A 12,321-nucleotide genomic window follows, 5' to 3' on the forward strand; every position below is an offset into this window, starting at 1 on the left:
GGGTCTGTGGGAACGGTGCGGTAATGGTTCGCGATCTGCAGTGCAGATATCCTCGGGCGGATGTTTCCTCGTTCATTTCTGCGTGGCGGTCTGGCCGGCGTTCTGCTCGGGGCTGGAATCGGAATCGCAGCTTTCAGCACCCTGGCCTGGCTGCTGATCGCGATCCCCTTGGTCGTGGCCGGTATTGCCGTAGCGATCCGCCCACCAGAGCGGGGAGGGGGCACAGGCATCGCTGACGTCCCGTTCCGGGCTATGGCGATCGATCGCAGTGCCGATCCGCTCGGTGGTGACGACGAAGCTCTGCTCACGGGGACCGTCACGGTGCCTGGGGATGTGGCACGGGATGTGATGCTGCGCCTACCGATGTCCGATGAGCAGGTGCGTCGCGCGGCCTCGGGGCAAGAGGTCCGCATACCTGCCCGAGACGTACCTGCGCCCGGCGATACGGTCTCACCTAGTTTTTCCGGTCGGCCGCCGACGCAGGCAGCGCTCTCGGGGGCCGTTGCCCTGGCTGTTGCGCTCACGGTGTTGACCACTGTCCCGGAGCATGTGTTCGCACTGTCGCTGCCCCGATCCGTCACCACCGCAGTGCCGTTGGTCGATGAGAGTAAAGACGGTGCTACGGTCGTCGATCTGTTCGAAACGGCGTTGGCCCACGTCCGGGCCGTCGATCCCGGCGCGCTGTCGACGCTGCTGCTCGTGTCCTCGGACACAGAAGGCTGGACCGTTGACGCGCATCGCGGGGGTGATCGTTATGTCCATCATCGCTACACCAAGACGTTCGGACAGAGCGAGCCGGAGGTCGACACCCGCGACGACGCGCGCACCAGAAACATCTTCACCGACCAGGATTTCGCGACGCTCAACATCCGCGATGTCGTCGCGCGGACCTCGGCGATGTTTCCGAAGGGCGCCGATGAGGTGCGATCAATCGAGTTGCGGCGCCTCGATGCTGACGCGGGACGTGCGCTGCGCCTGCGGTTGAATATGGAGAGCGGTGTCGTCGTTGAGGTGCTTCCCGACGGCACCGTCGCGCCGTGGTGGGATGTCATTGATGTCGGCGAGACGATGCGTCAAGTCGTGAAAGTGGTTGCCACTCAGTGGCCGCCAGGGGCAGAAGCGATGCTCAGTCACTTCCGCTTCTATACCTCCTCGACGCAATACGGGACATTCGACGTCGAAGCCAACATCGGCGAGGAGAAACGCAAGATCGATGTGTATGCGGGCAAATTCCCCGTCGAGGGCGTTATCGGCGCCGCCGACTCCATGCCGACGCCGTTCGCCGTCCAGGACATCGACCCGATGCGGCTGCGCGCCATACTCGATGACGCCGCCCGCCGTTTGGGTGTCGACGACGTCGATCGGCGGGAGCTGTCGTTGACGATCTTTACCCGGTCGCGCCCGAACCCGTCATGGCCGGTGGCGCGGGTGGAATACAGCCATGCAGACTCCGAGGACAGCTTGCTTTACGAGCTGCGCACAGGTCAGTACCTCGGCGCGGAAAGCTGACGGTCAGGGCTCCAGCGCCCGACGGGCGGCGGCCTCGATCGCTGCTAGGACTTGCAGCGGTGGGTGCAGGACGCCACGGTCGGTCAACCGGGCCACGGTGTCTTGCACACGTCGCAGGTAGGCAGCCTTCTCAGCACCGTGCGTGGTGCCCTCGGCGTGGGCCAGCAGCTTGCCTGCGGTGGTGAGGTCGGCGCGAGCCGCCGCCGGAAGATCATCGAGTGCAGCTGATTTGCCATCGGCTTCGCAGCGCACCCAGGCCCGACGCAGGGTGTCGGCCGCGGCACGGTAACGGCCGGCAAGGGCAGGATCGCCAGGATAGGCATCGGTGCGCAGCGCCTGCGCCTCGGCCAGGGCAATCTGGAAGTCCATCACCGGTCCGCGGGTCACGTCGGTGACACCCGGGTAGCGCAGGAACAGCGCCGGGTCGAGTTCGTAGCGGCCGTATTCGGTGAGCACCGAATCGTGAATCTGGCGGGCGACGCCCCACAGCCGCTCGTCGGCTGCCGGTGAGGCTGCGGCAGGGGACAGCACCGATTCGGTCGCCGGCTTCACGTCGGTGGGCGCGGCGTCACGCAGCGCTTCGATGATGGTCTCCGCCACTGGATCAGACGCGTTTGCCGCCACCTTAACCGTCTGCACCGAGGTCGATGAGCCGACATCGCGGGACTGGAACCCGATCGTGAGGTACTCCGAGCCCATGACTTGATACACCCCGGCGTCGGGATGTATCAGGGTGCGGTCGGCCAGCGCGTCGCTGATCTCGACGGATACGACCTCTGCCAGCGGGCGCACGAGATCCTGGTGGCCGATGACCTCGTCGCCGATCACCACATGGTCATCGATGATGCCCAGCCGCACCGACGCCCGGCGGCTGGCGGCTGGTCCGAAGAACCGCAGTACATAGGCCAGCGTGAGCGCGGCACTACAGGCAGAAATGATCGCCGCAGGCGCAGCGTCGAGCACTTTGAGGACGACCAGCAGGGTCGGCCCCAGCAAGACGAGACCGCCGACGATCGCCGTACGGGCTCGCATCATTGGATCGGTGTACTCGACACGCGCCGTGAGCGCGGCCAATCGTGTATCGGACACGGGCAGGCACCTCCGCTGTACGAGTATGGCACTACCGGAAATTCGATCCTCTCATCTTGGCCCGCGTACGCTGCCGCGCAGTGGAATCACGCACTGCCGACAATTCAAGCCACATGGATCTTCTTGAGGCGCGCTACTAGCATCAGGAGACCGTCGTCGGCAGGGGGTTTGATGAATCGCGCGACGCGACGTGTTGGCTGGGTCGGTGCGGCTGGTGCCGTCATCGGGATTGGTATTGGACTCGGCTCCTATAACCCTTGGCCGGTGGCGTTGATTGTGGGGATACCACTTGTGACGGTGGGGCTCGCGGTTGTGCTGCGGGTCTCCCGTGCTTCCGAGTATGAGAGGTTTCGTCTTGCGGCAGCTTCGGATGGAGTGCCGACCCGAATCGAGGCACTAACCCGCAGCAGTGTTGGTGACGGCGATCTGCAACCGACTTTGATGGTGGCGACGATCAGTCCACCGCATGACACCGAGTATCAGGGGCGGTGGATAGCGTCGATGTCAGGCGAGGACTTCAAGTCTCTGGCTGCCAGTCCGGTCACCGCACTGGCACCGGATAGGTTGCCTTCACGGCAAGTACCGGGCACGCCAAGCTTCAACGATCGCCGCCGGACGTGGGCGTTGATCTCTCCGGCGCTGTCTATCCTGGTGGCAATGGCCGTGCTCTTCGGTGTCGGCGATGCCTGGCACATTTCATTGACCACGCCTGCAGCGCCGACGCCGAGTGTGAACAATGACTCCAAGTCGAAGAGCATGGAACTCAATGCTCGCCGAGACGGCATGATCCGGGCCATCACCGAACAATTCGGTCCTGCCGCCACCAACAATCTGCTCGATCTACGCTTCACCGGCAGCGGCTCGGACTATGGCACGATACTGGACCCCACGAACGGCGCGGTGAGCATTGTCTATATCAATAACAATGGAGATGCGTTCACCACAGCCTCACCGCAGGTTCTACGCAAGGACAGCACCTTCACTGCCGGCGAGATCGCATCGACCGATTTGAGCGCACTCATCGAGAAGATGGCCCATCAAGCCGATTCGGCTCAACGGTTGAGCGCCCTGGGGACACTGGAGATTAAGCGATCAGGCCCGGGCGCGCCGGTGATCCTGACCGGCTCATTCGGCCGCAGAAGCATCAACGCACTTCCGAATGGCACCGTGGGTGAGATCTTCGATCCGGCAGATTTCGCTGTCTCGTTCCAGAGGGCTCGGGATGCCCTGAGACTGGCGGGAATCACCGCATCAGATCGAGTGTTGACCGACTTCGAGATCCGGGGCAGCCACCGGGCCACCCCCATCGCGCGGCCAAGTGAGGTCCAGAACACTGGTGGTGTGGTGCTGGAGTTTGTAACCGGTGATCGATCCGGCCAGATTGTCCTGGTGCCAGGAGAAATCCCGAAGGTCACCGATAAATCCTACCGTTCAGCATCGCAACCATTTGCCTTCGACGATGTTTCTGCGGAGGTCTTCGAATCTGTTCGGGCACAGGCGATGCAGCGCGGGGCCCTTGAGCCCTATGAACGCGAGGCCGTCGACATCTGGGTAGGCGACCAGGTGATCGACCCGTTCCGGTTGGCGATCCGCGTGGAGCTCGCCGGTGTCGACGCGGCGACGGGGACGTATTCGCTAGATGGCCGATTCCTGGCCCCTGGGTCCCGCTGACTGGTGATCTTAGGTCGGCTGTGCCGCCTCGATGGCCCGGCGAGTCACAGCTTCTAGTTGCGCCAATTGCACTTTGGGTGGATGCAGAACACCCCGCTCGACGAGTTTGGTGATGATGTCTCGGACACGGCCGTAATAGGCGGCTTGTTCTGCGGGCGTCGCGCCCGATATAGCGTGGTTGTAAAGCTTTACTGCCGTGCCCATTTCGGTTCGGTCGGCCGGTTCGAGGTAAGAGGTCCCAACCTTCTTGCCATACGATTCACATGCGATCCAGGCTCGGCGTAATGCCACTACAGCCTGCCCGTAGGCGTCGGCCAGGCTCCGGTTACCGGGGTAGGCCTCGGTGCGCAATGCCTGTGCCCGATCGAGGGCGACGTGGAACATCTGGGTAGGTTCGGCGGTCACATCGGTGATAGCCGGGTAACGCAACAAGCTCGCCGGGTCCAATTCGTAGGCGCCGTACGCGCCGAGAATATCGTCGTGACGCTGACAGGCATACTCCCACAACCGTTTAGCCGCCTCATCGGTACCGGCATCAGCAATCCGCGCACCCGAACCGAAATCAGACGGGACGTCTCCAGGCGGCGACTCAGACAGTGCGGCGTGGATACGACTGACTATGTGCGTGACCGCGGGATCTGATCCGACAACTGCGACCCGCCACTCATCGTCTCCGCCGTCCGTGGCGAAGGTCAGCGTCAAATACTTCTGGCCTCGCACCATCAGGCGCCGGATATCCATGTCCACCAACGTTTCGCTGGCTGGACCGTCTTGGCTCATCGCAACCAGCGATGCGAGCTGGTAGCTGACAACCCCGTGAGTCTCGTCGCCGAAATGAACGGTGTCCCGGTCAACGGTGAGCTGGACCGCCCCCGGTGCACCGAGACGCCCATAGGCCACCGCAGCCAACCCGACAGTGATAAGGACGGCCACTACCGACCCGGTTAACGCCCCCGACGCGCCGGCATAATTGAGCCCCGTCAGCGCAATCAGCCCGGACGCTAAAACCGCCCCCGCAGCAAGAGCCGACCATCGATGACGTCTGGTCACATACTCAGTGCGAGCGGTCACCGGAACCGTCACGGCACCCTCAGCGCAATTCATCGAACTGAGCATACGGACACACCGCGGCTCCATCGAGCGCACGCGGCAACGGCGTACCGGTGTTTGGAACCTTGCGCGAAGTCGCGTTCAAAACCGAACACCATCCCATCCGGGCCCGACGCAGATTAAGGCCACATAAGTCAATACTAAGAACCATACTTAATATTTGTGTTGCTGAGAATTACTCCACGCGGGATAGCCGGTCAACAAGCGCAACGGCCCTCGGCACCCGAGCGTAGCGAGAAGCCAATGGCGGTCTAAGAATTCGCCAAGGCTTAGCCATTCCTATCGGGTGATCGGCTACGGTGCAGTTTCGAGATTGATTGTGCGCGCCCAGCTTTAACGTGTGACCGTCTGGCTGGGCGCCGAAACATCGTGAAGGAGAACGCAATGCAGCGCACCGGCAGTGTGGTTGTCATAGGAGCAGGGGCGATCATCGCTTTGGGCTTGGCTGGGTGTTCGGGTGATGGGAATGAATCGGCGCCCTCTTCAGCGGAAAAGACCACGGTCAGCGCCGAAGGTGGTGCCGCAGCGATGAATAGCAGCGCCAAAGTGGTCGTGGACGGCAAAGAGAAAAAGGTCGAAGGCGCTATCGCGTGCTCCACTGCAGCCGGGCAAGTCAATATCGGAATGGGCGCCGGGATGCAGGCAATCGCCGTGGTGCTATCCGACGGCGATTCGCCCAAGGTGACCTCGGTAGGCCTGGGCAACATCGACGGTGTGACCCTGGGCTTTGCGGACGGGGCTCCAGGTGGAAAGGCAACCGCAACAAAAGATGGCAAGAAATACACCGTGACCGGCACGGCAACCGGCGTGGACACAGCCAACCCCATGCAACCGATTGAGAAGCCCTTCGAAATCGAAGTCACCTGCCCCTAGTACACGCGACAAGAGCGCCAAAGCGCATACTTCTTGGCCCGGGCGCCTCCCAGCGGGGTGGGGCGCCCGGACCAAGATTACTGCACTCCAATCTATTTGGCGTATGCATCGCGACTGTCGGTATCAGCATCCGATTTCACGTCAGCACGTGTGCGCCGACAAGCGGCCAAAGTTGGGGCTTGCCCTAAACGCAACGCCAACGACAGCGGTGCATCCCTCTATGAACGCCGCCCGAGGCCGGTGTGGAACAGCCGGTGCGGGGAATCTCTGTCCGTAGTAGATCCCCATCCGGCCTGAATAAACTCGCGTACCTGAAGGCGGTGGGGACCGCACGGCATGCGCACCCTCACACAATCGCCAGATCGGCGCACACAGGTGAACGTTGTGAAAACCTCCCTGACCAGTGATAGCGCCTTCGTATCTGTACTGGGGGTCAAGTGGTCGCAGGTTCAAATCCTGTCGGTCCGACCAATGTGACAATGTGGTCTATCCAGGCGACGGCACTGCCTCCAGAAGTCGACGCATCCCGCCGACGAGCAGGCCAAGACCGAAATCGAATCTTTCCTCGAATTCGAAGAGCCGCTCCACCGGACTGGCGGCAAGATGCGGATACAGCTCAGGATGCGCGATGCCCCTGACGGCGTCGAGCTCCTCCCCAGTAGCGCCCTGCTGTTCGAGTGCCTCGCCCAACACAAAGCAGAAGACCGAACTGGCGGCCCACAGCGCAGATTCTGGCGCTAGCCCGGATTTGGACGCATGCGCCACCAGCAGGTCGACAAAGGTCAAATTGTGCCGTTTGGCGGCATAGTTTCCGCCGACGATTCGCGCTCCGTCGCGCTGGCCGAGCAGGGCGGACCGCAAGGACCGGGCGAGATCTACCAGCTTGTCATCCCAATTGCCCCGCCCGGCTTGGGCATTGGCTGACGCCTGGGCCAGGATCGACTCGGCCATCTCATCGATGAGCGCGTCCTTATTGCCGAACAGTCGATAGAGCGTCGGGAGATGCGCGTCGAGGTCGGTAGCGAGCCGCCTCATCGTCAGGGCCTCCAGCCCGCCCTCGTTGACCAGCGCGAGCGCCTGGGTCACGACTGCTTCCAATTGCAGGGTGGCGCCACGCCTGGTTGTTTCGTCTGCGCGCATTGACATGTTATCGATGTTATCAGTATGTTTGAAGGAGAATTAACGTTGTTAACAGATGGGCTGACAAGCATGAATGATACCGGTGCCACACTGAAGGTCGCCGTTCGGCAGCTTCGGTGGGAGGCCGATGGTGTGGTGTCCCTGCAGCTCAGCTCCGCGTGCAACGAACCGCTACCGGCCTGGGAACCAGGCGCACATGTCGACCTAGTTCTGCCGACCGGCATCGAACGTCAATACTCGCTGTGCGGACCAGTCGACGACCGATCCGTCTACCAGGTAGGAGTTCGGCGCGAACGAACGAGTCGCGGCGGCTCGGAGTACGTGCACGCCTTCCTGCGGCCCGGTCAACAGCTGAGGATCAAAGGACCGCGCAACAACTTCGGTCTGCACCGGGCGGACGGCTATCTGTTCATCGCAGCCGGAATCGGAATCACCCCCATCCTTCCGATGATCCGTCAAGCCCAGGACTGGGGTGCGGACTGGACCCTGTACTACGGGGGCCACACGGCGGCATCGATGGCATTCCTTGAGGAACTCCGACAGTACGGGCCGCGGGTGCATCTCTATCCGGCAGACGAAGTGGGCAGGATTCCTTTGCGGGAACTCACCACCGACGTCCGTCCCGGATTGCAGATCTATGCCTGCGGACCAACCGAACTGATATCAGATCTCACTGCGGCAGTTTCGCATTGGCCGGCGGACACACTTCATGTCGAGCGGTTCAAGCCCATACCGTGCGCGCCCGCTGAGGACAAACCGGTCGACGTCACCTGTGCGGCGTCGCGCCAAACGATCGCGGTGCCGCCGGGACAGAGCATCCTCGCGGCGGTCGAACAGGCCGGCATCCAGGTCTCCGCATCGTGCCGCGCGGGTGTATGTGGCTCGTGCGAGACGGCCGTGCTTGAGGGGGTGCCCGATCATCGTGATGACATTTTGTCCGAGGAGGACCGGGCGGCGGGGGATCGCATGTACATCTGCGTATCACGGGCGCTGACACCGCGACTGGTGCTCGATCTGTAAGGAGAATTCACGTGAGTGCGACACCTACTGATACGTCCCCACCGCATCCGCCGGAGACCGCGGCGGACCGCTACTCACCGATCACCATGGACCGCGTACGGGAGGTGATCGGATTTCCGGCCCGGTTCATCGCCGATAAGAAGGACACCGAGCTGAGGGAGTTCGCGGCCCGATTTATTGCACACAGCCCGTTTTTCTGTATGGCAACCGTAGGCGCCGATGGCCTGTTGGACACCAGTCCCAAGGGCGACCCACCGGGCTCGGTGCGCATTCTCGATGCCCGGACTTTGGCGATTCCCGATCGACCGGGGAACAAACTCGCGGACAGCTTCGAGAACATCACCCGCAATCCCGCAGTGGGGTTGGTGTTCTTCGTTCCCGGCTTGCGCGAGGTGATCAGGGTGAACGGTGATGCCTTCGTCACCGACGATCCCGAATTACTCGCCATGCTCAGCGCGGATGGTAAACCCGCGGTGCTCGCGACAATTGTGCGCATCCGCGAGGTGTTCGGCCAGTGCGGTAAGGCGGTCATCCGCGCGAAACTCTGGGAGGGTGATCAGCGCGGGCTCGCCGAGGCCGTGACCCTGGGCGGGGATTTCTACACGCTTACCATTGCCGAAAACGCCGCCAAGATGGCCGACAAATTGGGCCAACTCGCGGGCGGCATTCACGATCTCGTCGATGACAGCTACGCAAACGAGCTCTTCTGACCGTCATCCCTCCGGCACCCTGTAGGCGGGCGCAACGGACGGAGGCTGAGATGACGACGGCGACCGATATACTGGCCGAGCTGGCCTCGCTTGAGGATCCGAGAATCCGCGCGATCAACGAACGACACGGAGACGATCACGGGGTCAACCTCACCCAGCTGCGTGCGGTCGCCAAACGACTCAAGACCCAGCATGGCCTCGCCTGTGAACTGTGGGCCACCGGAGACACCTCCGCCCGCCTGCTGGCCACGCTGATCTGCCGCCCGAAGGCATTCGAACAACACGATCTCGACGCAATGGTGCGTCAGGCGCACTTTCCGAAGATGCACGACTGGCTCGTCAGCTACGTCGTCAAGAAGAACCCACACGCCGAGAAACTGGGCCTGTCCTGGTTCGACGATCCGGACCCAGTGGTCGCGAGCGCAGGCTGGGCACTGACCACCGACCGCGCCGCGAAGAAGCCCGACGGTCTAGACCTCGCAGGCCTCCTCGACATCATCGAGAAAGACATGAAGCGGGCCCCGGATCGCTTGCAGTGGGCCATGAACCACACGTTGGCCCAGACCGGGATCGAGCACCCTGAGCATCGAGCGCGCGCAATCGACGTCGGGCAGCGCCTGGAGGTGCTCAAGGATTACCCGACACCACCGAACTGCACGTCGCAGTTCGCGCCCATCTGGATCGCCGAGATGGTGAAGCGGCGCGGCTAGACACGCCACGAGCTGGGGGTTCACACTTGGAGGCGCTTCCGTGAGACCGTATCTCTCACTATGGACAGCGAGCCGGTTGACCACCAGTACCTCACCTACGAGGAATTCGGCAGGGCGTTCTTCGAGATAGCCGTCAGTGAAGCTCGGGTGCGGGCGGCCGTCGCATCGATCGCCGGCGAACCATTCGAAGTCGGCCCCATGGCGCAGGGCCCCGGCAAGATCGCGAAGGTGACGGCAAAAGTCCAGATCCTGGACCCGATCGTCACCCGGAACGATGGCGAGACCATCACGTTCGACATCCAGGTGCCGCTGGCCATCGACCTGTTGATCGATCTCAAGCTCGACAAAAGCCGGTTCAAGGTGGCAGGCAACATCGCGCTCAAGGCCACTGCCCGCGCCGCCGCACCGCTGCAGCTGGTCATCGATGTCGCGCCCCCGGGCCCGTCGGATATCACTGTCGATGTTTCCTCCAACACCATCCGGGGCGAGCTGCTCCGCATTCTGGCTGGTGTCGATCAGCTGATCAGCCGGTTCATCGCCAACTATGTGGCCCATGAGGTCGACAACCCGAAGGCCATGGCGGCGCGCACGATCGACGTCGCACATCGGCTCGACGAGGCGTGGACGGGCGTTTGATCGATCTGTCGGCCTGGGAGCCGATCGTGACGGGGGAGTCCGGTGCCTGCGTGTACCGCTCGCCCGACGGTTCTCGCTATGCGAAAAAAGGCGGTGCCGATCTTGCGGGCGAGCGGGACCGCATCGAATGGCTTAGTGCTCAACGTATTCCGGGCCCATCGGTGCTCGAATGGGCGACCACGTCGGACGGTCCGCTGCTGATCACCTCGGCGGTACCGGGCGTACCCGCCGACCAGCTCGACTCCGAGGATTTGGGCAGGGCATGGTCTGGGATCGCCGCAGCGGTGCGGGACCTGCACGCGCTGCCGACAGCGGGCTGTCCGTTTTCGCGAGGGCTGGCCGCCATGGCAACGTTGGCCCGCGACGTCGTGGCCCGCGACGCCGTGAACCCGGATTTTCTGACCGACGAAGACCGGGAGAGGCCGGCGACCGAGCTGCTATGCCGTGTTGTGGCCGAACTGCCTCGGCGCCTGGCTCAGGAGCCCGACGACCTGGTGGTGTGCCATGGGGACTTGTGCCTGCCGAATATCGTCATCGCGCCCGGAGACTTCTCAGTGGCGGGCTTCATCGATCTCGGCCGGCTCGGGTTGGCCGACCGGCACGCCGATCTGGCCTTGCTCTTTGCCAATGCCCGGGAGACCTGGCCCGGGGACGGCTGGGTCACGGCCGCCGCCCACGAGCGGTTCCTGAACCGGTACGGAGCGTCTGCCGACCCCGAACGGTTGGCGTTCTACCTGCGGTTGGATCCGCTGACCTGGGGATAGTGATTAAGCATTGACTTATATAAGCAGTCCCTTTTAATATCGGTGACGTGCACGCCTTCGACATACTCGGAGACCCGGTGCGCCGGCGCATCCTGGAGCTGATCCAGGCGGGGGAGATGTCCTCCGGCGCCGTCACCGAAATCATCCGATCGGAGTTCGCGATCAGCCAGCCTGCCGTGTCGCAGCATCTGAAGGTATTGCGCGACAACGGTTTTGCGATCGTGCGTAGCGAGGGGACGCGACGGATGTACCGCGTCGACACCACGCCTATGCGCGAGGTCGACCAATGGCTGGAGACCTTCCGCCGCAACTGGGTGCCGCGCCTGGACGCACTGGCCACCGAGATCGCCCGCGGCAAGCGGCAGCGCCGCGCACCCACACCGCACCGAAACACCAAGGAGAGCGCCTCGTGATCGATGTTCAGCACCAACTCAATTCCGTGCGCCGCAGCGTGGGCGCCAAGACGTTTCAGGCCCGCCAGGCGCGTGTGGTGACCGTCAGTCAGACCTATGACACCGCGGCCGACGACTTGTGGGAGGCCTGCACCAATGCCGAACGTATTGCCCGCTGGTTCTTGCCAATCACCGGAGACCTGCGCGCTGGGGGGCATTATTCATTACAGGGCAATGCGTCTGGAACAGTGCTGAGCTGCGACCCGCCACGCTCCTTCATGGCGAGCTGGGAAGCGATGGGTGCCGTCAGCTGGATCGAGGTGACAATCACCCCGGAACCGGAAGCCCCAGAGAGCCGGGCCACTTTCACCCTTGAGCACATCTCCGATATCAGCGACGACGACGAGCACTGGTTGCAGTTCGGTCCGGGTGCCGTCGGGGTCGGTTGGGATTCCGGTCTGCTAGGTCTGGCAGGCTATCTCGCCGCGCCCAATGATCGCATCACCCCCGAGGAGGGGGCGGCGTGGGCGGCCGGCGCCGAAGGCCGGGCATTCATGGCAGGTTCCAGCGAGCTGTGGTTCGCGGCGGCCGTCGCCTCGGGTATGGATCCCGCGCAGGCCCGCGAGATGGCGGATCGCACCACGGCGGCCTATACGGCGGGCTGAAGTGGCCCCCGCCACAGCGGACGCTACTATCG

13 protein-coding genes are annotated in these 12,321 nt (G+C 63.1%); 10 read left to right on the plus strand and 3 right to left on the minus strand.

Annotated features, from left to right (window positions below; genetic code table 11):
- Positions 1-60 precede the first annotated feature (60 nt).
- Positions 61-1,509 carry a hypothetical protein gene (locus MAB_RS12115; protein WP_005134352.1) on the plus strand — a complete coding sequence of 483 codons (1,449 nt, stop codon included), beginning with the start codon at positions 61-63 and terminating at the stop codon, positions 1,507-1,509.
- A gap of 3 nt (positions 1,510-1,512) precedes the next feature.
- On the opposite strand, the gene MAB_RS12120 is transcribed toward MAB_RS12115, so the two are convergent.
- Positions 1,513-2,598: a hypothetical protein gene (locus tag MAB_RS12120; RefSeq protein WP_005110873.1), complete on the minus strand. Its 1,086-nt coding sequence runs from the start codon at positions 2,596-2,598 to the stop codon at positions 1,513-1,515.
- Between the two features lie 171 nt (positions 2,599-2,769).
- Here MAB_RS12120 and MAB_RS12125 point away from each other — a divergent pair, with 171 nt between their 5' ends.
- The gene (locus MAB_RS12125; protein WP_005110875.1) at positions 2,770-4,269 is read left to right on the plus strand and encodes a hypothetical protein; all 1,500 of its coding nucleotides are present in this window, start codon (positions 2,770-2,772) and stop codon (positions 4,267-4,269) included.
- 9 nt (positions 4,270-4,278) lie between these two features.
- Here the strand turns inward: MAB_RS12125 and MAB_RS12130 are convergent, their stop codons facing one another.
- Complete coding sequence (locus MAB_RS12130) at positions 4,279-5,202, minus strand: hypothetical protein (protein WP_005114340.1); 924 nt, start codon at positions 5,200-5,202, stop codon at positions 4,279-4,281.
- Between the two features lie 561 nt (positions 5,203-5,763).
- Here MAB_RS12130 and MAB_RS12135 point away from each other — a divergent pair.
- Positions 5,764-6,252, plus strand: a complete 489-nt coding sequence (locus MAB_RS12135) for a lipoprotein LpqH (RefSeq protein ID WP_005088888.1) — start codon at positions 5,764-5,766, stop codon at positions 6,250-6,252.
- 486 nt (positions 6,253-6,738) lie between these two features.
- Here MAB_RS12135 and MAB_RS12140 read toward each other — a convergent pair whose 3' ends face one another.
- Entirely contained in the window at positions 6,739-7,398 is a 660-nt protein-coding gene (locus MAB_RS12140; RefSeq protein WP_012296540.1) for a TetR/AcrR family transcriptional regulator C-terminal domain-containing protein, read from the minus strand.
- A gap of 63 nt (positions 7,399-7,461) precedes the next feature.
- On the opposite strand from MAB_RS12140, the gene MAB_RS12145 reads away from it, so the two are divergent.
- Genes MAB_RS12145 through MAB_RS12175 form a run of 7 tightly spaced genes read left to right on the plus strand, consistent with a single transcriptional unit; the run spans position 7,462 to position 12,289 of the window.
- Positions 7,462-8,412 (plus strand): PDR/VanB family oxidoreductase, encoded by a 951-nt coding sequence (locus MAB_RS12145; protein ID WP_005110882.1) that lies wholly within the window; start codon positions 7,462-7,464, stop codon positions 8,410-8,412.
- 11 nt (positions 8,413-8,423) lie between these two features.
- The gene (locus tag MAB_RS12150; RefSeq protein ID WP_005110883.1) at positions 8,424-9,122 is read left to right on the plus strand and encodes an MSMEG_1061 family FMN-dependent PPOX-type flavoprotein; all 699 of its coding nucleotides are present in this window, start codon (positions 8,424-8,426) and stop codon (positions 9,120-9,122) included.
- Between the two features lie 50 nt (positions 9,123-9,172).
- Positions 9,173-9,832: a DNA alkylation repair protein gene (locus MAB_RS12155; RefSeq protein ID WP_005110886.1), complete on the plus strand. Its 660-nt coding sequence runs from the start codon at positions 9,173-9,175 to the stop codon at positions 9,830-9,832.
- Positions 9,833-9,892: 60 nt separating this feature from the next.
- Entirely contained in the window at positions 9,893-10,468 is a 576-nt protein-coding gene (locus tag MAB_RS12160) for a hypothetical protein (RefSeq protein ID WP_005110889.1), read from the plus strand.
- Positions 10,453-11,232: an APH(3'') family aminoglycoside O-phosphotransferase gene (locus tag MAB_RS12165; RefSeq protein ID WP_005114345.1), complete on the plus strand. Its 780-nt coding sequence runs from the start codon at positions 10,453-10,455 to the stop codon at positions 11,230-11,232. The genes MAB_RS12160 and MAB_RS12165 overlap by 16 nt, the downstream gene beginning before the upstream one ends.
- Positions 11,233-11,279: 47 nt before the next feature.
- Positions 11,280-11,645 (plus strand): ArsR/SmtB family transcription factor, encoded by a 366-nt coding sequence (locus MAB_RS12170; RefSeq protein WP_005079340.1) that lies wholly within the window; start codon positions 11,280-11,282, stop codon positions 11,643-11,645.
- Positions 11,642-12,289 carry an SRPBCC family protein gene (locus tag MAB_RS12175; protein WP_005091790.1) on the plus strand — a complete coding sequence of 216 codons (648 nt, stop codon included), beginning with the start codon at positions 11,642-11,644 and terminating at the stop codon, positions 12,287-12,289. Before MAB_RS12170 ends, MAB_RS12175 begins: the two co-directional genes overlap by 4 nt.
- Positions 12,290-12,321: the final 32 nt, after the last annotated feature.

Origin of the sequence: Mycobacteroides abscessus ATCC 19977 (assembly GCF_000069185.1) — a bacterium.
Lineage (GTDB): Bacteria > Actinomycetota > Actinomycetes > Mycobacteriales > Mycobacteriaceae > Mycobacterium > Mycobacterium abscessus.

What these genes read in the sequence shown, in the direction of transcription:
- MAB_RS12115 (WP_005134352.1), top strand. Translation starts at nt 61, where the DNA reads ATGTTTCCTCGTTCATTTCTGCGTGGCGGTCTGGCCGGCGTTCTGCTC.
- MAB_RS12125 (WP_005110875.1), top strand. Translation starts at nt 2,770, where the DNA reads ATGAATCGCGCGACGCGACGTGTTGGCTGGGTCGGTGCGGCTGGTGCC.
- MAB_RS12135 (WP_005088888.1), top strand. Translation starts at nt 5,764, where the DNA reads ATGCAGCGCACCGGCAGTGTGGTTGTCATAGGAGCAGGGGCGATCATC.
- MAB_RS12140 (WP_012296540.1), bottom strand. Translation starts at nt 7,398, where the DNA reads ATGTCAATGCGCGCAGACGAAACAACCAGGCGTGGCGCCACCCTGCAA.
- MAB_RS12145 (WP_005110882.1), top strand. Translation starts at nt 7,462, where the DNA reads ATGAATGATACCGGTGCCACACTGAAGGTCGCCGTTCGGCAGCTTCGG.
- MAB_RS12155 (WP_005110886.1), top strand. Translation starts at nt 9,173, where the DNA reads ATGACGACGGCGACCGATATACTGGCCGAGCTGGCCTCGCTTGAGGAT.
- MAB_RS12160 (WP_005110889.1), top strand. Translation starts at nt 9,893, where the DNA reads ATGGACAGCGAGCCGGTTGACCACCAGTACCTCACCTACGAGGAATTC.